The sequence below is a fragment of the Lysinibacillus sp. UBA5994 genome, assembly GCF_002429725.1.
GTDB classification, from domain to species: domain Bacteria; phylum Bacillota; class Bacilli; order Bacillales_A; family Planococcaceae; genus Lysinibacillus; species Lysinibacillus capsici.
Genome location: NZ_DJAU01000022.1, coordinates 96710 through 118365 on the forward strand (window position 1 = coordinate 96710; position 21656 = coordinate 118365).

Annotated in this window: 19 protein-coding genes and 1 riboswitch; of the genes, 12 read left to right on the top strand and 7 right to left on the bottom strand. The window is 38.4% G+C overall.

The window, feature by feature from the left end; genetic code table 11:
- Window positions 1-65: 65 nt before the first annotated feature.
- From fadH to B3D98_RS06350, 12 genes are all read left to right on the top strand, one after another.
- The gene (gene fadH, locus B3D98_RS06295; RefSeq protein WP_048391980.1) at window positions 66-833 is read left to right on the top strand and encodes a 2,4-dienoyl-CoA reductase; all 768 of its coding nucleotides are present in this window, start codon (window positions 66-68) and stop codon (window positions 831-833) included.
- A gap of 63 nt (window positions 834-896) precedes the next feature.
- Complete coding sequence (locus tag B3D98_RS06300) at window positions 897-1136, top strand: hypothetical protein (RefSeq protein WP_048391979.1); 240 nt, start codon at window positions 897-899, stop codon at window positions 1134-1136.
- A 197-nt stretch (window positions 1137-1333) separates the two neighbouring features.
- The gene (gene cbpB / locus B3D98_RS06305) at window positions 1334-1774 is read left to right on the top strand and encodes a cyclic-di-AMP-binding protein CbpB (protein ID WP_004224640.1); all 441 of its coding nucleotides are present in this window, start codon (window positions 1334-1336) and stop codon (window positions 1772-1774) included.
- A gap of 68 nt (window positions 1775-1842) precedes the next feature.
- Entirely contained in the window at window positions 1843-2730 is an 888-nt protein-coding gene (locus B3D98_RS06310; RefSeq protein ID WP_048391978.1) for a LysR family transcriptional regulator, read from the top strand.
- A gap of 161 nt (window positions 2731-2891) precedes the next feature.
- Complete coding sequence (locus tag B3D98_RS06315) at window positions 2892-5285, top strand: DUF7408 domain-containing protein (protein ID WP_288581815.1); 2394 nt, start codon at window positions 2892-2894, stop codon at window positions 5283-5285.
- Window positions 5285-6220 carry an ABC transporter ATP-binding protein gene (locus B3D98_RS06320; protein ID WP_048391976.1) on the top strand — a complete coding sequence of 312 codons (936 nt, stop codon included), beginning with the start codon at window positions 5285-5287 and terminating at the stop codon, window positions 6218-6220. Before B3D98_RS06315 ends, B3D98_RS06320 begins: the two co-directional genes overlap by 1 nt.
- A complete protein-coding gene (locus B3D98_RS06325) occupies window positions 6217-7062 on the top strand; it encodes an ABC transporter permease (protein WP_066037223.1) in 846 nt (281 codons plus the stop codon). The genes B3D98_RS06320 and B3D98_RS06325 overlap by 4 nt, the downstream gene beginning before the upstream one ends.
- Before the next feature lie 12 nt (window positions 7063-7074).
- A complete protein-coding gene (locus tag B3D98_RS06330; protein WP_288581821.1) occupies window positions 7075-8496 on the top strand; it encodes a hypothetical protein in 1422 nt (473 codons plus the stop codon).
- An 11-nt stretch (window positions 8497-8507) separates the two neighbouring features.
- Entirely contained in the window at window positions 8508-9503 is a 996-nt protein-coding gene (locus B3D98_RS06335) for an AAA family ATPase (protein WP_288581824.1), read from the top strand.
- Complete coding sequence (locus B3D98_RS06340; protein WP_048391972.1) at window positions 9500-10375, top strand: DUF58 domain-containing protein; 876 nt, start codon at window positions 9500-9502, stop codon at window positions 10373-10375. Before B3D98_RS06335 ends, B3D98_RS06340 begins: the two co-directional genes overlap by 4 nt.
- Window positions 10376-10386: 11 nt before the next feature.
- Window positions 10387-12132 carry a vWA domain-containing protein gene (locus B3D98_RS06345; protein WP_288581826.1) on the top strand — a complete coding sequence of 582 codons (1746 nt, stop codon included), beginning with the start codon at window positions 10387-10389 and terminating at the stop codon, window positions 12130-12132.
- Window positions 12116-14710: a VWA domain-containing protein gene (locus tag B3D98_RS06350; protein ID WP_279494037.1), complete on the top strand. Its 2595-nt coding sequence runs from the start codon at window positions 12116-12118 to the stop codon at window positions 14708-14710. Before B3D98_RS06345 ends, B3D98_RS06350 begins: the two co-directional genes overlap by 17 nt.
- Window positions 14711-14864: 154 nt before the next feature.
- Here B3D98_RS06350 and thiW read toward each other — a convergent pair whose 3' ends face one another.
- The 7 genes from thiW to B3D98_RS06385 all read right to left on the bottom strand — a co-directional run bounded on the left by thiW (window position 14865) and on the right by B3D98_RS06385 (window position 21650).
- On the bottom strand, window positions 14865-15365 hold the full coding sequence (thiW, locus tag B3D98_RS06355) for an energy coupling factor transporter S component ThiW (protein WP_054549817.1): 501 nt from the start codon (window positions 15363-15365) through the stop codon (window positions 14865-14867).
- Between the two features lie 94 nt (window positions 15366-15459).
- Window positions 15460-15567, bottom strand: a riboswitch (TPP riboswitch).
- Between the two features lie 66 nt (window positions 15568-15633).
- Window positions 15634-16830: an MFS transporter gene (locus B3D98_RS06360; RefSeq protein WP_048391968.1), complete on the bottom strand. Its 1197-nt coding sequence runs from the start codon at window positions 16828-16830 to the stop codon at window positions 15634-15636.
- A gap of 490 nt (window positions 16831-17320) precedes the next feature.
- On the bottom strand, window positions 17321-18394 hold the full coding sequence (locus B3D98_RS06365; protein WP_288581833.1) for an ABC transporter substrate-binding protein: 1074 nt from the start codon (window positions 18392-18394) through the stop codon (window positions 17321-17323).
- Window positions 18391-19188 (bottom strand): ABC transporter permease, encoded by a 798-nt coding sequence (locus B3D98_RS06370; protein WP_048391966.1) that lies wholly within the window; start codon window positions 19186-19188, stop codon window positions 18391-18393. The genes B3D98_RS06365 and B3D98_RS06370 overlap by 4 nt, the downstream gene beginning before the upstream one ends.
- Window positions 19185-19994, bottom strand: coding sequence for an ABC transporter permease (locus B3D98_RS06375; protein ID WP_048391965.1), 810 nt, complete (start codon window positions 19992-19994; stop codon window positions 19185-19187). Before B3D98_RS06375 ends, B3D98_RS06370 begins: the two co-directional genes overlap by 4 nt.
- A complete protein-coding gene (locus B3D98_RS06380) occupies window positions 19984-21090 on the bottom strand; it encodes an ABC transporter ATP-binding protein (protein ID WP_054549819.1) in 1107 nt (368 codons plus the stop codon). The genes B3D98_RS06375 and B3D98_RS06380 overlap by 11 nt, the downstream gene beginning before the upstream one ends.
- Window positions 21091-21107: 17 nt before the next feature.
- Complete coding sequence (locus B3D98_RS06385) at window positions 21108-21650, bottom strand: helix-turn-helix domain-containing protein (protein ID WP_004224674.1); 543 nt, start codon at window positions 21648-21650, stop codon at window positions 21108-21110.
- Between the last annotated feature and the right edge of the window lie 6 nt (window positions 21651-21656).

Here is a 21656-nt window from a genome sequence, read left to right on the forward strand (position 1 = left end):
TATTCGAGAATATATAGTAAACTTTTAGTGAATCACCATTCATTTTTAACAAAGGGGGAAATGGAATGTTGCAAGGGAAAACGATTATTATTACGGGTGGATCAAGTGGTATGGGGCTGTATATGGCAAAGCAGTTCGTAACTGAGGGAGCTAATGTTGTCATAACAGGTCGTAACGAAGAACGATTAGCAGAGGCAAAGAAATTTATAGCTGAGGCTGGTCCCTCTATTGAGACATTCCAAATGGATGTACGTGTACCTGAGCATGCTGAGGCTATGCTCGCATTTGCTATTGAAAAATTTGGTCAAGTGGATGGGCTTGTGAATAATGCAGCAGGTAACTTTATTGTACGTGCAGAGGATTTATCACCGAATGGCTGGAAGGCTGTTGTAGATATTGTATTAAATGGTACATTCTATTGCTCTTCAGCAGTAGGCAAGTATTGGATTGAGAATAAGATCAAAGGGTCTATATTAAATATGGTAGCGACGTATGCTTGGAATGCAGGAGCAGGGGTGATCCATTCAGCTGCAGCAAAAGCAGGGGTACTATCATTGACGAGAACGCTAGCTGTTGAGTGGGGGAAACAGTATGGGATTCGGGTTAATGCTATTGCACCAGGTCCGATCGAGCGTACTGGTGGAGCCGATAAGCTTTGGGAATCAGAAGCAGCGGCAGCTCGTACACTAGATTCTGTTCCACTAGGCCGTATAGGAACACCAGAAGAAATTGCTGATTTAGCTACATTTATGATGTCTAATAAAGCAAGTTATATGAATGGAGAATGTGTAACTTTGGATGGTGGGCAGTGGCTCAATCAATATCCATTCTAAAAATCTTTGCATAACGAATAGCTGGGTTGACGCATACTAAGGGTAAAGAAAGGAGTTTTGCCGATGGGTATGTGGTTAATACCAGCAATTATTGCCATTGTGATCATTTCTGCTATTTCGTTTGTTTATACATTAAAAATAGCTAAAATGACCTCTGAACGGAAATCTGAAAATGATACCCCTATTTCAGAAACAGTTGAAGAATATGCAACGATGTTGAACCCAATTGTTTGGGTCTATGCAATTTTTTTACTTTTTTTAGGGATCATGATTTTTTATTACTGGAGTAAGGCTGGCTATTAGTTAAGAACCATCTTCATTCGGTCACGAAAAACTTGACTGGATGAAGATATTCTAAGTTTTTGCTGTAAAGGCTAAAATAATTCATTGTTCATGAAAAACTCTTCTCGGCCTGGTCATGGTCATACATAGAAAAGTTGTGATATGATGAAAGGGAAGGACTGTTCTACACAGTGAGGACAGAAAAGGAGAAGAAGTTCATGATTTCAACTAACAGCAAAGACTTATTAGCAATGCCAATTAGTGATTTTATCATTTCCTCTGAAAAAGTTGCGCATGTACAAAGTGGAAATAGTGCGGAACATGCACTCCTTGTACTAACACGTACAGGGTACTCGTCCATACCTGTATTAGATTTGAAATATCGACTTCAAGGTTTACTTAGCATGAAAATGATTACCGAATCGATTCTTGGACTTGAGCATATTGAATATGAAAAGCTACCTGATATTAAGGTTGACTCTATTATGGAAAAAGAGATCGCTGTATTGAAGCTGACGGATACTTTCCAGCGTGCTTTGGATTTAGTTATTAACCACGCCTTTTTATGTGTAGTGGACGAAGATGGTACATTCGCAGGGATATTAACAAGACGTGTTATTTTAAAGCAATTGAAAAAATATATTTATCAAAAAGAGTAGTAGCTTAAGAGGGAACTCAGATGAAAATCATGAGGCCCTCTTTGCTTGTATTGGAGGTTTACAGATTGATGGCAACAGAGGCAGAAATTTTAAAAATCTTAGCTGAAGAACGCAATATGCGGAAAGCAGCAGAACGTCTATTTTTATCCCAACCAGCCCTTTCACAACGATTGCAAACGATTGAGAAAGACTGGGGTGCACAATTATTTATTCGTTCACAAAAAGGTTTAACAGCAACACCTGCTGGTGAACAAGTTATTGCTTATGCAAAGGAAATGCTAGCCAAAAAGGAAGAAATATTTGAAACGATTCAATCCTTAACGACAAAGGTAAACGGGACATTGAAAATTGCTTGTGCATCCATTGTTGGTCAGAACTGGCTACCAAAAATCTTGAAGGAGTTTGTGTCAAAATATCCAGAGGCTAAAATATCACTGATGACGGGCTGGAGTTCTGAAATTGTGAAGGCTCTTTACGAGGGCGAGGCCCATGTAGGCATTGTACGAGGCCAAGTTGACTGGAAAGGAGAAAAGATCCACCTTTTCAGAGATACTCTTTATTTAGTGGACAAAGAGGTTAAAACAATTGAAGATGTGTTAAAGACAGACCGTCCATTTATTCAATATAAGAGTGATTCCAACTATTATCAAGAAATTCAGCAATGGTGGCAGCAGCATTTTGCCTCGAATCCAAGAAAACAAATTTTAGTGGATCAAATTGAAATTTGCAAGCAAATGGCATTAAATGGTATCGGTTATGCGATCTTGCCTTCTATTACGTTAAATGACCACGATGCCATTCACAAAATCCCTCTATCAAATGATGAAAAAGAGTTTGGTCTTACACGCGATACTTGGTTAATTGGTTATGAATCCTCTTTTGAATTAAGACAAGTAGAGGCGTTTGTGGAAGTAGTGCAGGATCATGCACGGTGTTTGTTTGATTATACTAAATAGAAAATCAGGCAGCTCCAGGTTGTTTTGGAGTTGCCTTTTTGCATTGTAGAATTCTTAAGAGTTTATGAATATTAATGAAGATAACATAAGAAATGGAACAAAATGCAATATAAATCGTATAATTATGTAACCATCTATTTACATAAAAAGGGGTTGAGCTTTTGAAAAAGACAAAATGGACGGCACTGACCTTACTAGTCATGCTGGTAATGAGCTTTATCTTGCCTACAACTCAGGCAAGTGCTGCTGCTACGCTAGAGGTGAAAGCAACAGCGGGTGTTTCTGGTAAAGCGAAATATCAATCAGTAGTACCACTCCAAGTTACAGTGAAAAATAATGGAGCTGACTTCTCAGGAGATATGGCGATTAATTCATCAAATTCTTATGAGGCAGCTTCAGCACTTGTCGTTCCAATTGATATAGCAGCAGGAGAGGAAAAGACATTTACTTTCTATCTTGATGGTTTAGCTGACTATAGTTATTCGGACACCGATTTATTTGCTTTTTATGAGGGAAGCATTGAAAAAGGAAAAAAGATTGCCTATAAGGGAACTAAACGTCTGCAATCAAATTTTTTAGACCCCTCATCAACATTCATTTATACATTAACAGATAAAAGTGATCGTCTTTCTGCACTATTACGTTTATCAACATTTGTAGCTCAAAGTAATGTGGAAGTATTTAATATCAATCAATTAAAAGATTATACACTTCCAGAAGATTCGCAGGGACTTGCGATGGCCAATGTCATTGTTGTAGATGAAGTGGCTATTGCTGATTTAACACCGAAACAACAAGAAGCATTACTAAAATGGGTACAGGATGGTGGTACCTTACTTCTAGGTGCTGCTGACCAAATTAATGCTACAGCAGGGGTTTTTAAAGAGTATTTACCTTTGTCATTATCACAAGAAATGACTGCGATTTCTGCAGAAGCTTTAACTAAATTGTCAGGAGGCGGCATTTTTACACAGCCGATTTCAGTATACTCAGCTACTAGTAGTGAAGGAAGTTTACCTGTATTAACAGAAAATAATGAAGTGTTAGCAGCAAAGAAAAAAGTGGGTAGCGGGGAAGTGATTCAAACAACCTTCTCTTTAGGTGATCAACCACTTGCTTCTATGGACGGCTACGGGGCACTTTTAGCCAAAGTGATAAATATTCAAAGTATTTCACAGCAAGGAATGATGAGACAGGGACAATCTCCTCTTGATCAAATATCTTATGAACTTCGTAACATTAATGAACTATTTCCATCATTCGAAGTATCAGTGAGCTATATGCTAATTGTCATTATTCTTTATATTTTAATAATCGGGCCAATTCTTTATTTTGTCTTGAAAAAAGCGGACAAGCGTGAACATGCATGGTGGATAATACCGTCCATCTCTGTTGTTCTTTCCATTGTTCTCTTTATTGTCGGAGCGAAGGATCGTATTGTTCAGCCACAAGTTCAACAATCTGCATTCTATAAAGTAAATGAAGACAATAGTGTAAATGGCTATTATGTAGAGTCCATTCTAACGAATCGCAGTGGGGACTTTGTGGTCAATGCTGACCAAAATACAACTGCTGTTGCATTAAGAAATTATAATAACTTCACAGGCACGATGGGACCATTACATGAATCTTCTTATATAAAAGAAAATGCTAGCGGTTCAACACTAACATTACGTGATTTAAGCTACTGGTCTGTGCAATCCTTTGGTGGAAAAACATCAGCACAAAATATCGGGAAGATGGATATAGATATAACACTGAATAATGAAAAACTAACAGGAACAGTTAAAAATAATTTCCCGTTTGCATTAAAAGATGTCACATTAATCTCTGGTGTGAAAGAAGTAAAACTAGGTGATATTGAAGCAAATGGAACATTACAGGTAAATAAGGAACTGAAAACAACGGTTCTTCAAAAACCATCTATTTTCAATAATTATAATTATAGTTACCCATCGAAAAAGGATGAGGTAAACCCAATGCGGATTGAACGAATGAAAACTTTAGCATTGCCGCTTGTCGAAAAGGATAACCAGCCAATACTTACAGCTTGGACAGATCAAGCTGTGGTAGGTGTTGAATTAGAAACAAGTGCCAATATGTCACCGATTACGATGCTTGTTCAACCATTTAAAGGAAAAGTTGAGCTAACAGGGCCATTTACAATGAAGCGTAATAACTTCTCGTATTCAGTAGAGCCACTATCAGCAAATGGCTATTATGAAAAGATCGAGGAAGAATTGAATAAATGGTACCTATCTGAAGGGTTGTACGAAGTAACGATGACCATGCCAGATCAATTCATGGATGCCGTTGAATCACTTAATGAGCTGACAATTTCTAATAAGGATGTCTCACGTATGCAGCTATCCATTTGGAATAATGAAACGAATATATATGAGCCTTTAGTCGATACAAAGCAAGTGTTTACAGACAAGATTTCCACATACTTTAATCAAGATGGAGAGCTTCGAATTGAAATCAAATATGGTCCCGATCCATCAGGAGAACAAACGAAGTTACCAGACATAGAGCTGAAAGGAGTGGCAAAATAATGATTGAAATTCGTGATTTAACGAAACGATACGGCTCCTTTACAGCATTAGATCATTTAAACTTATCTTTAGAAGAAGGCGTTGTATTTGGATTTGTTGGCGCAAATGGAGCAGGGAAATCAACGACATTCTCTATTTTAGCTACACTATTGTCACCGACTTCAGGAGATGCTCTGATAAATGGCAAAAGTGTTGTGAAGGAACCAAAAGAAGTTCGAAAGCAAATTGGTTATATGCCCGATTTCTTTGGTGTTTATGATCAGTTAAAAGTAGATGAATATTTAGATTTTTATGGAGCGAGCTACGGTATCCAATTAGCAGAGCGTCAAGTGTTAATTCCACAACTATTAGAACTAGTGAATTTAACAAGTAAACGCTATGAATATGTTGATTTATTATCACGTGGTATGAAGCAACGCTTATGTTTAGCTCGTGCACTCATCCATGATCCAAAGGTACTGATTCTAGATGAACCTGCATCAGGACTAGATCCGCGTGCTCGTGTGGAAATGCGAGATATTTTACGGAATTTAAAGTCTATGGGAAAAACAATTTTAATTTCGTCGCATATTTTACCTGAACTTGCTGAGATGTGTGATGAAATCGGTGTTATAGATAATGGTAAATTAATTGCACATGGAAATGTAGCCGCGATTCAGGCCCAGCTACAAGGAGAAAAGCGTATTGTGTTGAAAGTGACAGATCAATTGGATGCAGTACGAGCGTTTTTAGAGGAAGATCCTCATATTTCATCAATTGATGTCATTGAAAATCGTTTAGAAATAGCCTTTAACTATCGAGGAACAAATGCTGAGCAGGTGGCATTGCTAAAAAAAGCTATGCTTACAGATTTACCAATCTATGCATTAAGTGAAGAAGAGAAGGATTTAGAGGATGTCTTTATGGCGATTACGAAGGGAGCGGACAATCAATGATGGAAAGATTTTATAATCCAGTACTTGTTAAAGAATTGAAGTTACGCTTCCGTTCTTTTAAAAGCTTTTCAGGTTTAATGTTTTATTTAGCGGTACTGTGTATTTTCATTGCAGGGTTTTTATTGCTTACAACTGAATTTACTGGCAGAGGCTTCTTTAAACCAGAGACAAGCTTTATGATGTTTGCTGTGCTAACCATCTTGCAAATGGCATTAGTTCTTTTCATTACACCAAGTTTGACTGCTGGTGCTATCAGTAGTGAGCGCGAAAAGCAAACATTAAATATTTTATTAACAACGACACAAAGTTCTACACAAATTGTTATTGGAAAATTACTATCCTCCGTAGCATTTCTAGTATTGATGCTGGTAGCGGGATTACCACTATACAGTCTAGTGTTTCTATTCGGTGGTGTGTCGCCTTCACAGCTTATTTCTATATTTTTATTTTATTTAGTCACTGTAGTAGCAATAGGTAGTATAGGCGTGATGTTTTCTACGATTACTAAGAGAACTATTGTTGCCATGATTGCCACATACGGCTCAATCATTTTCTTAGGAGGTATTACAGCATTCTTCTTCTTTTTAACAATGGCCTTTCATCAAATGGGCAATGCCATTGGAACAGGTGCCTCCTTTATGACCTATTTCTGGGCATCTATTAATCCAGGTGCCTTGATGCTGACACTTATTTCTCCAGAGATGGGGGATGCATTAGCAGAGCTGTCGGGTGTAGAACTACCTGTATGGATTACTTATTTAATTGCTTATGTATTCATCATTGTGCTTTGTTTAACGATTGCGATTAAAAAATTGCGTGCCAACATGAAAAGTAACCGATGAGGAGGAATTGGTATGGAGCGTCGTAAGCAATTACGAAAATATATTCAGCGTGCAAAATCGAGATTAACTCTTGAAAGAAGCATTCCCATTGCACAATACGGTTTGTTTTTGGCATTGCTTTCGAGTGCTTCTCTCGTACTTATTTCCCGACTATTTGTCTGGCCATATTATCGCCAAATAGCGTTAGGAGCCTTTATTACCGTTATTATTTCAACCATTGCTTATATTTGGTGGAAACGGGTCAAAGAGAAAGAGGCATTGCATAAACTGGATCATTATTTCTCACATAATGAATTAGTGACAGCTTTATCATTTAAAGATGATCAGGATCCTCTTGTTCAATCATTATTATCGAAAGCTATCCAAAATGCTGAAAAAGCTTTCGCAGACTTTAAGGCTCGAAAGAAAAATCTATTTCGTCCAAAGGCGTTTATCGGTTTATTTATTACAACAGTTGTACTAGCCATTCTTTATATGTTCCCAGCAGCTACGCAAATTGAAGCAATAGAGGTTGAAAAGGAGCAAGCAGTTATCGAAGATATGAAGAAGGAAGTTGCTGAATTAGAGAAGAAGGCGGAAACAAAAGAAGTAAAGGAGCAATTGCAAGAACTTCAAAATACTTTAAAAGAGGCTGAAACAGCAGAAGAAGCTTTACGAGAAGTTGTCAAAAAGCAAAAGGAGCTAGCATTAAAGGAGCAGCAATTAAAGGATAAACTAACGGCTAGTCAAGATGGCACAACAGAAGGCCAAGGATTATCGAAGGAAGAGGTTGAGCAGCTAAAAGAGCTTGCCCAAATGCAGCAAGGGCTCACAGAAAATGCAAATGCCACACAAACTGCTATGAGTAAACTTGGTAAACCAGCAAGTAACTCCTTACAAAATGCAATTGCGAGTGCCAATAATGCCAGCAGCCACAATCAAAACAGTCAACAGTCATCTGGTAATTCCCAACCTAGTAATCAACAAAGCCAGTCTAGTCAAAATAATGCTCAAAGTGGTTCTCAACAGCAAAATGGTAGTAGCCAGAGCAATGGTCAAGGACAGGGACAAGGCCAAGGCCAAGGACAGGGACAAGGCCAAGGCCAAGGACAGGGACAAGGACAGGGACAAGGACAGGGCCAAGGTCAAGGTCAAGGTCAGGGACAAGGTGGTCAAGGAGCAGGAAGTGGCCAAGGCGGTCGGAATTTGCTAACGACACCGAATCGAATAGGTGGGGCAAGTGAGACATCAGTAGATGGTGGCGCATTAGGAGATGGTTCCCATGTATCTGAGCAACAAGGAAATGGTCCGATAACAAAAGGTTCTATTCGACCTTATGAAGAAGTAATTGGCTCTTATAAAGACAGCTATTTAGAGAGTTCAGAGCGCTTACAATTACCGAAGGATTTACAAAATGTCGTGCAATCTTATTTCACGTCAATTGAGTCGCAGTAGGAGGAAAAGAAATGGCCTTTACAGAGCAACAGTATGTAGATATGAGTACGAAATTACAACAAGTTAAAGAAGAAATCCATCGCTTCATTGTTGGACAGGAAGAAGCAATTGATTATACCCTGTATGCAGTATTAGCGGATGGTCATGCATTGTTAGAAGGTTTACCTGGTTTAGGAAAAACGATGTTAATTCGTACCATTTCAGAGGTACTGGATCTGTCGTTTTCACGTATTCAATTTACACCAGATCTTATGCCAGCAGATATAACAGGTACGAGCATGATTGAACGTACACCCGATGGGAAGCAGCAATTTACCTTTCAACCTGGGCCAATCTTTAGTCAAATGGTATTGGCTGATGAGATAAATCGCGCAACACCCAAAACCCAAAGTGCCTTGTTGGAAGCAATGGGAGAAAAAACGGTAACCATATTAGGGGATACAAAAAAAATGGCGAGACCATTTTTCGTGCTGGCAACTCAAAACCCTATTGAAATGGAAGGAACATACCCATTACCAGAAGCACAGATGGACCGTTTCCTTTGTAAAATTCTTGTACCCTATCCAGAAAAAAGCGAACTTATGGAAATTATGAAGCGAACGACAGGTGCCCAGGAAATTGGTTTACAGAAACAGATGGATACGGATGCTCTTATTCAAGCTCAGCAAATGGTAAAGGAAGTGATGGTTGCTGATGAAATGCTAGAGTATGCAACTGATCTAGTAGTGGCTACGCATCCTGAGAGAACAGATGCGCTTGATGAGGTTAGACAATATGCAATGTATGGCAGTGGTCCACGTGGTTTGCAGAGCTTAATCAAATTGGCAAAGGCAAGAGCTTTAATGAATGGTCGTTTTCATGTTTCTGTAGCGGATATTAAATCTGTTGCTAAGCCTGTTTTACGTCATCGCATGCTGTTGAATTATGAAGGGGAGGCTTCAGGAAAAACAGCAGACGATGTGATTGATGTTATTTTAGAAAAAGTTCAGCAAGGTATTAGCAAGTGACAGCAAAATACTTATTGCCCGAAGACTGGTTAGCGAAAATCAGTCGCTTTCAAGTAGCGACGGCCTCCAAACTACGCGGGCAACATAAGGGCTCGCACCGTTCTCAACGCTTCGGGGCATCCCTTGATTTCTCGGATTTTCGAGAATACCATTTAGGAGATGATGTACGCCAAGTGGATTGGAACGTCTTTGCTCGTACAGATAAATACTTTATTAAAAGGTTTTTAGATGAGCAAGAGATGCGTGTACATATTCTACTAGATGCTACCAAATCAATGGGGCAACATGCTAAGTGGTTATTTGCTCGTCAAATTGTGGCCTCCCTCGGTCTGATGGTATTAGGTCGAGATGATCGTCTATCCTTTTCTTTTGTCCAAGATGAAGTGAAGCCACCATTTCGACGGAAGGGTACCATGTATCGCCGAGCTTTTTTACAGCTAGTAACAGATATAGAGGAAGCTAATTACTCTAATCGTTTTGCCAAGGATGCACTTAAAGCTTTACCTAAAGATAGTACCGTATTATTCATTGTTACAGATGGATTAGAGCCAATTGAGGAATGGGAACAGCTATTAAAAAGGATACCACGCTATGCTGGAGATGTTCGCATTTTGCAAATTGTAACGCAAGAAGAACTGTCACCAAATTATTCGGGTGATGTACGTCTCCTTGATCGTGAAACAGGTAATGATGTGAATGTGACGATGTCCTCTAAAGTATTAGAGTCCTACCATGCAAGACGCATACTACATGAAGAAGAATTTGAAGCCATTTGCCGTCGCTTTGGTGTTCGAAAATTACAATTGAAAGTGGAAGATGGATTGCAACATGCGATTTTCCAGCAATTATTAAAAGCACATTGGATTAGGTGAGGTGAGCCGTATTGGGCTTTAGTCAAATTATATTTAGCTGGACGGCCATCATCCCGGTCATTGTCCTACTTTATTATTTCTTTCGAAAAAAATATACAGATCAAACAGTTTCTTCGACGCTTTTTTGGTCGGAGATTATGCAGGAAACGCGAGTATCGCCTTATTTAAAGCATTTACAAAAAAATGCCCTACTATATTTACAGCTTCTTGCTTTACTGCTACTTGTTTTGGCATTGATGAATCCTTATATAAAAAAATCAACCATTGTTGGTGCACAAACCATATTTATTATAGATACTTCAGCCACAATGCTGGCAGGTAAAGAGCAATCAACCTTTGACGCTCATAAACAGGAAATGCTGAACTTGATGAATGAATTGAATGGTCGACCTGTCACATTAATTACAACTGGTGCTGCACCAAAAGCTGTTTTACAGCAAGAAACAAACACGAGTGAAATAAAAAAAGCTATTCAAGATTTACAAGTAACCTATGAAACTGCTGAAATGAATAAGGCGCTGGATGTAGCACAGGCATTTGTGGGCGACACACCGACTTCTATCTATGTTTTTACAGATACACTTGATAAAAAGCAATTACCGATGGACAAGGATTCTGTGAAATGGCTAGTAAGAGGTGCTACAAAAGACTTAACAAATATCGCTATCACCCGCTTTGCTGCTACGACAGATGGGCAAGCTACGCTGGCACTTGTACAACTCCATAATGATACAAATACCGAGCAAAAGGTAACGCTCGCATTGAATAATGCAGAGGGTGAGGAGCTGGTAGCAGAAAGTGTCGTTGTGCCTCCAAATGAAGCCATTACGAAAACATTTAAAGATTTGCCTTTAGCAAAATCCATGACAGCTATTATTGATGCAAAAGATGATTATGACATAGACAATCAACAAACAGTTTTACTACAAACGACTACGTCAAAAATTATTGTTGATCAAGGCTTACATCAACTGATACAAAAAGGTTTTCAAACAGTTAGTAGTGGCGTAAAAATCGTCCCTTCCTTGCAAGTCGCTGACAATCAAGATGCTACCATAATCACAAACCAATCAGCGTTATTGGAAAAGATGGACAATCCCCTCGTATTATTTGGTCGTGATGATGCAGAAAAAGTAGATGCGAATGGGACGGTAAGCACTAGCAGTGATGCATTATTTGCCTTTAGTGAACTAAAGGATGTTTATGTTAGTGCTGTTTATCCTGGTTTTGCGGACTATGAAACGATTGCTTCTGTTGGAGAAGAGCCGTTCATCCAACGCTCCCCAAAAGGAGATATCGTTGTTTTAGCCGATATTGCTGATACAGATTGGCCTTTACATCCATCATTCCCACTATTTCTATGGAGTACAGAGCAGCAGCTAACAGAATCAGTTGGGTCACTTGGGATTTTTTCACCCAATGAACAACGTGCAGTTGCTTTAGCGCAAGGAGACTGGAATGTTTATTCGCAAGAAGACGAGTTTCTTTCGTCTGTTACGAAGGGGATGCTAACTGCGCCCAAACAGCCAGGCATTTATATGGTACGCTCAAATAATGAGGAAAAACAATTGATTGTACAATTGCAAGCACAAGAACGTGTCATTGAACAAGGAACAAGTTTTACATTAGGTGATATTTCAGACAATGGAAAGGAAGAAGTGTCGATGACCTCTTTCGTGCCTTGGCTAATTGTAATTATTTTACTATTGCTTGTTTCAGAGTGGGAGGTGCAACGACGTCGTGGATTTACGAATTGATATGCCGTTAGTATTGTTGTTACTCCTTCCATTATTCTTGTATTTTGGATGGACATACTTTCATGAGCGACAGCGACTTAAAAGAAGTCATATTGTTGTACTTACTATTCGCATAGTGGCAGCAGGCTGTTTAGTTTTTGCACTCGCAGGTCCATATCTATTATTACCAATCAAAGAAGAACAAATTATTTATTTAGTAGACCGTTCTGCTTCTATGAATGGTACGGAAGATGAGATGGTTCAGTTTATACAGGAGAGCCTCCAATCAAAAAAAGAACCGCAGCTTGCGGGCATTTATTCATTTTCCTCTACTTTACAAACAGAAGCTATTTTATCTAAAACATTAAAGGAAGTACCGAAACTAACTGAAATTAAAGCTACCGATCAAACAAATATAGAACAAAGTCTACAGCTTGCTTCAGGGATTATAGATCCTAAAAAAGCAACTCGTCTTGTGCTACTAACAGATGGTAATGAGACAAAGGGCGATGCTTTAGAATTTGCTACGAAGTTGAAAGGCTCTAATATTAGTGTGGATATTAAGCCTTTTAGTCAACCAGTTGTCAATGATGTATCACTAAAAAGCTTTGTATCCCCTCAAGTTGCTTACGTTGGAGAGCAACAACAATTAGTGACTGACATACTTGCAACATCAGCAGGCCAAGGCGAGCTATTACTATATGAAAATGATGAGCTTATTCATCGAGAGGCAGTGGAGCTGACTGAAGGCACGAATGTGTTTACCTATAAACATGCAGCAACAGCTGAAGGACTTGTAAAATATGAAGCCGTTGTTCAAGTTGGTCAGGATGCCATTTTTGAAAACAATAAGTTAACTAGTGTCACAATGGTTCAAAGTGAACCACATTTATTAATCGTTAATGGTTATGAAACAGCTTCACCCATCGCAGCAGCACTTGGTAGTCAATCCATTGCCTATGATGTTGTAGCACCTAAAAGTTTACCAAATGAACTATCCAGCTATTTGCAATATAATGCTATCATCTTCGACAATGTACCAGGTCATTTAGTGGGTGAAGCAAAAATGAGTGTTATTGAGCAAGCAGTCAAAAACTTTGGAGTTGGTTTTACAATGGTGGGTGGAGAAAATAGTTTTGGTCTAGGTGGCTATTTTAAAACACCGATTGAAACCTTATTGCCAGTGGAAATGGAAATTAAGGGCAAAGAGCAATTACCTTCCTTAGGATTAGTGATTGTACTTGACCGTTCTGGCAGTATGCAAGGCTCGAAGCTTGAGCTTGCTAAGGAAGCAGCGGCACGTTCTGTTGAGATGTTGCGAGACGAGGATACATTAGGATTCATCGCCTTTGATGATCGTCCTTGGGAGATTATAGAGACAGGGCCTCTTAACAGTAAAGAAGAGGCTGTGGATACTATTTTATCAGTAACACCTGGTGGGGGAACAGAAATCTATAGTTCATTAGCTAAAGCCTACGAGAACCTTGCTGATTTAAAGCTCCAACGTAAGCATATTATCCTCTTAACAGATGGGCAGTCACAGGCAGGGAACTATGAGGATTTAATTGGTGAAGGGAAAGAAGAGGGTATAACCTTATCGACAGTAGCGATTGGACAAGATGCCGATGCGAACTTATTAGAAGCGCTTAGTGACATGGGCAGTGGACGTTTCTATGATGTGATAGATGAGCAAACCATTCCTTCTATTTTATCTCGAGAAACAGCTATGATTTCCCGCACCTATATTGAGGACAATCCATTCTATCCGGCAATTTATAATGCAGCAGGATGGAACTCACTGTTTGCTAATGGTGTCCCACAAATGAATGCATATATTGGGACAACGGCAAAACAGGGGGCTACTGTTGTAGCAAAAAGCGAGAAAGAAGATCCTGTGTTAGCGCAGTGGCAATATGGTCTTGGTAAAACATTTGCCTTTACATCTGATTCAACGGGTAAATGGACAGGAGATTGGGCAAGATGGCAGAATTGGGGAGCATTTTGGCAAACACTTATTTCTCAAATGCTACCAAGCTACAATGATGTAGCCTATGATGTAAGATTGGAAGCAGATGGTTCCTTTATGATTACAGACCCTACAAATGAAGCCGCATTTTTAGATATTGTAGCGGTAAATGAAGCAGGGGAGGAGCTAGAAACACAACTTGAAACCATTTCCGCATCTCAAGTTCGAGCTGTAGTACAAGCTGAACCTGGATTAATTTTCTTCCGTATAGCAGATGAAAAGCAGGCCATTTATCAGGCAGGGCTAAGTGTTCCTTATAGTGCTGAATACGAACTACTCCCTGTAAATAACCAACTGATAGAAGAGTTAACTCAACGAACAGGAGGCACTGTTTTAAAGGAACCACAAGATGTCTTCCGTGACTTTACGACAAAAGGAGCAGATCGGCAAAATATTGCCACATGGCTACTCTTAGCAAGTATGCTTCTTTTCTTTATTGATATTACGATAAGACGTTTTGGTTGGAATTTCCTAACGAATGCGAAGAAAAAAGAGCCGCTGGTTGAGGAAAAAACTATACCAGAAGACACGAATGTAGCACAGTTGTTAAAAGGCATGAAAAAACGATCTTAAAATAGAGGAAGCAGTGCAAATTCGAATAGTTTTGCACTGCTTTTTATATTCCTTGAAATAGAGAGTTATCCCCTTTGTAAAGAGGGTAAATGAGAAGAAAAGCGATCCAAATTGGACTACCCCAGCTCAATGAATGCTCATAATTCAATCTCTCTCAATAAAGAGAAGAATTAAACCTCTTTACTAGCTCTGTTTTACGCAAGCTACTTGCAACCATTACACCTAAAATAGCACCGATCGTACTTGATGTTAAAAAGGCTGGTAGGAAGAAGAATGCTGCTACAGATGTTCCCATGAATAATTTTGCATAAGGGACGGCAATAAGTGAAGCCAGAATGCCCGTTCCGATAACTTCTCCGATACCAGCTAACCACATTTTATTGCTATATTTATAGGCAAGGGCAGCACAGAACGCACCGATGATACTACCAGGGATAGCTAGTAGAGAGCCTGTTCCAGTAAGGATACGAATGATGGCAGTGACAAAGGCAACTATAACTGTTGGTACGGGTCCAAGTATAATGGCTCCTATCACATTAATAGCATGCTGAACTGGGTAAGCACGTGCGATTCCTGTTGGGATGGATACGAAAGTAGAGCCTGCAACAGCAACGGCTACTAATAAAGCCATGACTGTTAATTTACGAATTGACATAAAGTTCACTCCTTTTGGTAAAGTTCGTGAGGAAAAATAAAAAGGCCACCCCCTTTAAACAATAGGAAGCGGCCTTGCGTGTATATAGTGACAACAGCAAGTAGCGCCACTTCCCTCCGCTAGTGTGAACTAGATCAGGTTCAAAGGGTCCGTATATTACCATATACGTCTCAGCCTTTAAAAGACTCCCCTAGTGGTTAAAATCATTCAATTTTGTGAATCAACAATAATGTAACATACTGCTAAAAATAGTCAATGATTTTTCAGACTATTTTGTATCGGGATGCATTAAATGAGGTGCTTTTTTCACTGTCCAGATGAGCGCAAGGAAGAAACAGGCTAATAATATGATAGAACCGAAAATATATGGGCTATTCATATTCCAGTCAAATAATAAACCTGCCAAAGCGGGTCCAATCATATTTCCGAGGCTCATATAGGCATTATTCAAGCCCGCAGCAAATCCCTGCTCTTTCTCTGCAAGCTTTGAGATGAGTGTATTAACAGCTGGACGAATTAATGTCGTTGCTGTAGAGAAAATTGTTGCTACAACTAAAATAAGGGCAAAGCCAGAAACAAATAATATTAAGAAAATAGCAACGGATGCAATAAATAAATTTACTAGTACTACTTTCATTTCACCATAACGATTGAACAGTGGTGTAATAATAAACATTTGTACTACTACTCCAAAAGCACCACCAACAACTAATATAATCGCTATATCTACAGGTGTGTAATTAAACTTTTCTGTCACAAATAATGACAATGTCGTTTGGAAATTTGCAATTCCAAACGAGAACACCAGCATAATTATGAGCATAACAAAATAAGGCATATGTATGGAACGAGCCATTTGCTTCGCCAGATTGTCTTGCTTTTGTTTCTGTTGAGCAGTGTTTGGTTTGGTAGAAGGTAATAAAAAGTAAGATAAAATAGATGCTACAATGGCTGCAGCTCCAGCTGTGAAAAATGGGAAATGTAAGCTTACCTTTGCTAAAAAGCCACCAATACCTGGTCCAATCATAAAGCCAAGAGACATAGCGGCACCCAACATCCCCATACCTTTCCCACGTTCTTCATAGGTTGTGACGTCAGCGACAAAAGCCATAATAGGAGGTGCAACAAATGCGGAACCTAGACCACCTAAAAATCGTGCTAAAAAGAGCATCCATACATCTGTAGCAAGGCCAAATCCGATTTGTGCAAGACCTGTTACGATAAGACCGAAAATAATTAAATTTTTTCGTCCGTACTGATCTGAAAGATTCCCAGCAATAGGAGAAAATACGAATTGAGCTAAGGCGAACGTTGCGATTAGCATACCTAGAACTTGTCCTGCTGCACCAAATATTTTTAAATACTCTGGCATGACAGGAATAATAATGCCAATACTCCCCATTGCGATAAACATATTAAACATTAAAATATACAAAGCCGCCTTATTGGACTTCTGCTGGGTCATCGAATGAACCCCCTTTTTGTAATCAAATATAGTACAGTCTATCATAAAGAATTATTGCTTGGCTAATAGTTAAGATTATAGTACTGGTTCTATATTTAGAATGGTTTTCCACAAAAGTTTTTATCCACGCACCTATGCATGATGAAATAATACATTTTAGTCATAAAAGTTGAGGGAAAAGAAGCTATGGGAGGATAAATTAGTAAAGCAACAACAATTGAGGGACTTCTCTTATAAAGGGAGAATTAAAAATTTGGAGAGTCTGTCTGTAATGGTATAAAGCATGGCTATAAATTGTAGCGATGTTGAGCGTTAGAAGTTATGGACTATCAAAAATACACTAATGTGAGAATCTATTAAAATTTAGATAAAATATTTTATAAATATAATAATGCAAATAGTGATTGAAAATGTTCTTAGTTTAATAAACAGTTAGATAAGCAAAGTAAAAAACTAGCGAATTGGTGTGAAAACCAATTCGCTAGTTTAATTATCTGATACTCATTTTAAATTCTAAAAATAATTCGTTGTATTTCCCTAAATAATCAGGTCCTAAATTTTTGTAGACCTCTAATGTATCGCGTTGTTCTTCAGAAGGATAGTAGCGTTCGTCAGAAACAACTTCTTCGTCCATTAAGTCCATAGCGGCAATATTAGGAGTAGAATAGCCTACAAAATCAGCATTTTGAGCACCTGATTCAGCACTTAGCATGAAGTTAATAAAGGCGTGGGCACCATCAATATTTTTTGATGTTTTTGGGATGACCATATTATCAAACCATAAGTTTGAGCCTTCCTCAGGTACAGCAAAGTCTAACTCTTCATTTTCATACATCATATCAGCTGCTTGGCCAGACCATGTAAGGGCAACAGTTGCCTCATTATTGATCATTAACGGTGTAATTTCATCTCCAATGATCGCTTTAACATTTGGTGCAAGTGTAATTAATTTGTCAGTAGCTTCACGAAGTTCCTGATCATCTAGTGAATTCAGAGAATAGCCAAGACTGTTTAAGCCCATCCCAATGACTTCACGCGCACCATCTACTAAAAAGACTTTTCGCTTTAAAGAAGGGTCCCATAAATCGCCCCAAGAGGAGAAGTCTAAGTCTCCAACAAGGCTTGGATTGTAGACAATACCTACTGTTCCCCAAAAATAAGGGACAGAATATTTATTGTTAGCATCGAATGGTAAATCTAAAAAGTAAGGGTCAATATTTTTTAAATTAGGGATTTTCGTTTTATCTAAAGGAATTAATAATTTTTCTTCCTTCATCTTCTCAATCATATATTCAGAAGGGACAGCAATATCGTAAGCTGTTCCGCCTTGCTGAATCTTTGTCATCATAGCTTCATTGGAATCGAATGTTTCATAGATGACATGAATGCCTGTTTCTTTTTCAAATTCTTTTAACAAATCAGGATCAATATATTCTCCCCAGTTAAAGATGGTTAACGTGTCTTTTCCACTTTTACCGCCTCCCGCACTTAAGGCATCAGCCGCATAGAATAAAAGGGCTGAAACGACAAGGATGGCGATGGTAGCTTGAATTAGTGACTTCATCGATGCCCCTCCATTCTTTTACTCGTACGACTTGTCATGAAATAATAACCAACAACAACTAAAACCGTAACAAAGAATACTAATCCAGAAATTGCATTCACCGTTAGAGAAATTCCTGCGCGGGCCATTGAATAAATTTCTACGGATAAAGTACTAAAGCCATTACCTGTTACAAAGAATGTCACGGCAAAATCATCTAATGAATACGTAAGGGCAAGGAAGAAGCCTGCAAAAATACCTGGCTGAATATAAGGAAGAATGACACGCATCATAACGTCCTTTTTCGTTGCCCCTAAATCTAATGCTGCATCGATTAATGAGTTATTCATTTCTAGTAGTTTTGGTAAAACCATTAATACAACAATCGGTACACTAAATGCAACATGGGCTAATAAAACAGATGCAAAGCCCAGTTTAATGCCTACCATTGTAAATAAAATTAAGAAGCTAGCCCCGATAATTACGTCTGGGCTGACGATTAAGACATTGTTTAAGGATAATAAAGTATTACGCATTTTAGAATCCTTAACCGTCACAATTCCAATTGCTCCTAGCGTACCAATAATAGTAGAAATGAGAGCAGAAAGTAATGCCACGATGACCGTATTTATTAATATAACAAGAAGACGCGAATCTTCAAAAACAGCTTGATAATGCTCCAAAGTAAAGGATTCAAAATTATTCATGGAGCCGCCACTATTAAACGAGTAAAAGATTAAATAGAAAATTGGAGCATAGAGAACGATAAAAACAATTGTTAAATAGACTTTGGCTGAAGCAGATAGTTTGTTCATCGTACGCGACCTCCTTTATCCTTTTGTCCCGTAATTAGCATGATAATCACCATGAATAAAATTAAGAATACAGCAATAGTGGAGCCCATACCCCAGTTTTGCGTCACAAGGAATTGCTGTTCAATCGCTGTGCCTAGAGTAATGACACGGTTCCCTGCAATTAAGCGAGTAATCATGAACAGAGATAGGGCAGGGATAAAGACAACTTGAATACCAGATTTAACGCCATCCATTGTCAATGGTAAAACAACACGACGGAAGGTTGTAAAAGCCGAAGCACCCAAATCCCGTGCTGCATAAATGAGCGTTGGGTTTAAACGATCTAAAGAATTGAAGATCGGTAAAATCATAAATGGAATAAAAATATAGACCGATACAAAGACAAAGCTAATATCGGTAAAGAGCATTTGCTTTGGATCGAAGCCAAATACTTCGATAAATGCATTAATAGGCCCGTATAACCCAAAGATGCCGATAAAGGCATATGTTTTTAACAAAAGATTAATCCATGAAGGAATAATAATAAGTAGAAGCCAAAGTTGTTTATGCTTTGTCTTCGTTAAAAAATAAGCAGTTGGGTATGAAATTAATAGTGTAAAGAATGTAATTAAAAATGCATACCAAAACGAGCTCAAAGTCATCTTTAAGTAAACAGAAGAAAAGAACGCTTTATAGTTATCGAGCGTAAAGTTGCCATGTAAATCAAGCAGGGAATAATAGACAACGAGTGCAATTGGCGCGATAACGAAAAAGGCAATCCATAACACATATGGAAATAACGCTGATTTTGATGTTTTAGTTTGCATCTTCATCGTCTCCATACGATTCTAATCGTTTATCAAACTCTTCCTCTGTTTCGTTTAAGCGCATTACGTGAATCGCCTCAGGATCAAAGTCTAAGCCAATCTCAGTCCCTACTTCTGCTTTCTTCAATGAATGGACTAGCCACTCATTACCATCTTTATCGTATGTGGATAATTCATAATGTACCCCTCGGAATAATTGTGTATCCACTTTTACCACAAGTTTGCCTTTATCAATCGTTGTCATTTCTAAATCTTCTGGTCGAATGACAATGTCTATTTTTTCATTTGGCTTCATCCCTTGGTCGACACATTCAAAAACTTTGCCAGCAAATTCAACCTTGAAATCCTCAATCATCACGCCGGGTACAATATTGGATTCACCAATAAAGTCAGCAACAAAGCGGTTAATCGGTTCATCATAAATATCCACTGGTGTACCTGACTGCTGAATTTGTCCTTCACTTAAGACAAAAATTTCATCACTCATGGCAAGTGCTTCTTCTTGATCATGTGTAACAAAGACAAATGTTTTACCAAGACGTTGCTGTAATTCACGTAGCTCATATTGCATTTCTGTACGTAGCTTTAAGTCTAAAGCTGAAAGTGGCTCATCCAGTAAAATTACTTCAGGGTCATTGACAATGGCACGTGCAATCGCGACTCGTTGTCGTTGTCCACCAGACATTTCAGATATTTCGCGGTTACCATAGCCTGCCAAATTGACAAACTTTAAGGCTTCAGCTACACGCTCTTTTATGTCCTTTTCAGGAAGCTTTTTAATACGTAGGCCAAATGCGACATTTTCAAACACATTTAAATGAGGGAACAGCGCATAATCCTGAAAAACAGTATTAACTTGACGTTCATTGGCAGGAACTGCATTAATCTTTTTATCATGGAAAAATACATTTCCTGTTGTAGGTTCCGTAAATCCTGCAATAATTCGTAAAATGGTTGTTTTACCACAACCTGATGGACCAAGGAGTGTATAAAATTTCCCTTTTTCAAGCTCCAAATTGATATTTTTTAAAACGACGGTACCGTCGCTATATGACTTTGAAACATTTTCAAAGCGGATAATTGAATTGGTTGTCATGGATGCGCCTCCTTAAGCTATAAATAAGAATCTGTTGCGACAAGTAAAATTTTTGTTTCATCATCATGTGCATTAAAAATCTGATGATGGTCTGTCGCGTCATAATAAAGTGCGTTACCTTCACTTGCGATATACTGTTCATTCCCTAAAACGAGACGAATACGCCCTTTAACAACATAAATAAATGTTTCAGAAAGCGAAGGCTCAAACTGTTTAAACTCGCCATCTGCTGCAAAGGTTAAGAAAATGGGTTCCATCTCTTTTTCATTCGAAGTAGGAATCAGCCATTGAATTTCATATTTTTTTTCTTCATCTGTATAGGTAGATTGGTCTTCCTCTGTATAAACAACCTTCTGTTCAGGTGATTCATCATCAAAAAAGTCTTTGGGTCTTGACCCTAATACTTCTAATATTGAAAATAATGTTTCAATTGAAGGTGAGTTTAGATCACGTTCTAATTGGGAAATATAACCTTTGCTTAAATCTGTACGTTCTCCAAGTTCCTCTTGGGTAAGACCTTTTTTTAAACGAAGCGCTTTAATTTTTGCTCCTATTTGCATCTTTTC

What these genes read in the sequence shown, in the direction of transcription:
- B3D98_RS06370 (WP_048391966.1), bottom strand. Translation starts at nt 19,188, where the DNA reads ATGAACAAACTATCTGCTTCAGCCAAAGTCTATTTAACAATTGTTTTT.
- B3D98_RS06360 (WP_048391968.1), bottom strand. Translation starts at nt 16,830, where the DNA reads ATGACCCAGCAGAAGTCCAATAAGGCGGCTTTGTATATTTTAATGTTT.
- B3D98_RS06335 (WP_288581824.1), top strand. Translation starts at nt 8,508, where the DNA reads ATGGCCTTTACAGAGCAACAGTATGTAGATATGAGTACGAAATTACAA.
- fadH (WP_048391980.1), top strand. Translation starts at nt 66, where the DNA reads ATGTTGCAAGGGAAAACGATTATTATTACGGGTGGATCAAGTGGTATG.
- B3D98_RS06330 (WP_288581821.1), top strand. Translation starts at nt 7,075, where the DNA reads ATGGAGCGTCGTAAGCAATTACGAAAATATATTCAGCGTGCAAAATCG.
- B3D98_RS06380 (WP_054549819.1), bottom strand. Translation starts at nt 21,090, where the DNA reads ATGACAACCAATTCAATTATCCGCTTTGAAAATGTTTCAAAGTCATAT.
- B3D98_RS06300 (WP_048391979.1), top strand. Translation starts at nt 897, where the DNA reads ATGGGTATGTGGTTAATACCAGCAATTATTGCCATTGTGATCATTTCT.
- B3D98_RS06375 (WP_048391965.1), bottom strand. Translation starts at nt 19,994, where the DNA reads ATGCAAACTAAAACATCAAAATCAGCGTTATTTCCATATGTGTTATGG.
- B3D98_RS06325 (WP_066037223.1), top strand. Translation starts at nt 6,217, where the DNA reads ATGATGGAAAGATTTTATAATCCAGTACTTGTTAAAGAATTGAAGTTA.
- cbpB (WP_004224640.1), top strand. Translation starts at nt 1,334, where the DNA reads ATGATTTCAACTAACAGCAAAGACTTATTAGCAATGCCAATTAGTGAT.
- B3D98_RS06320 (WP_048391976.1), top strand. Translation starts at nt 5,285, where the DNA reads ATGATTGAAATTCGTGATTTAACGAAACGATACGGCTCCTTTACAGCA.
- B3D98_RS06385 (WP_004224674.1), bottom strand. Translation starts at nt 21,650, where the DNA reads ATGCAAATAGGAGCAAAAATTAAAGCGCTTCGTTTAAAAAAAGGTCTT.
- thiW (WP_054549817.1), bottom strand. Translation starts at nt 15,365, where the DNA reads ATGTCAATTCGTAAATTAACAGTCATGGCTTTATTAGTAGCCGTTGCT.
- B3D98_RS06365 (WP_288581833.1), bottom strand. Translation starts at nt 18,394, where the DNA reads ATGAAGTCACTAATTCAAGCTACCATCGCCATCCTTGTCGTTTCAGCC.
- B3D98_RS06310 (WP_048391978.1), top strand. Translation starts at nt 1,843, where the DNA reads ATGGCAACAGAGGCAGAAATTTTAAAAATCTTAGCTGAAGAACGCAAT.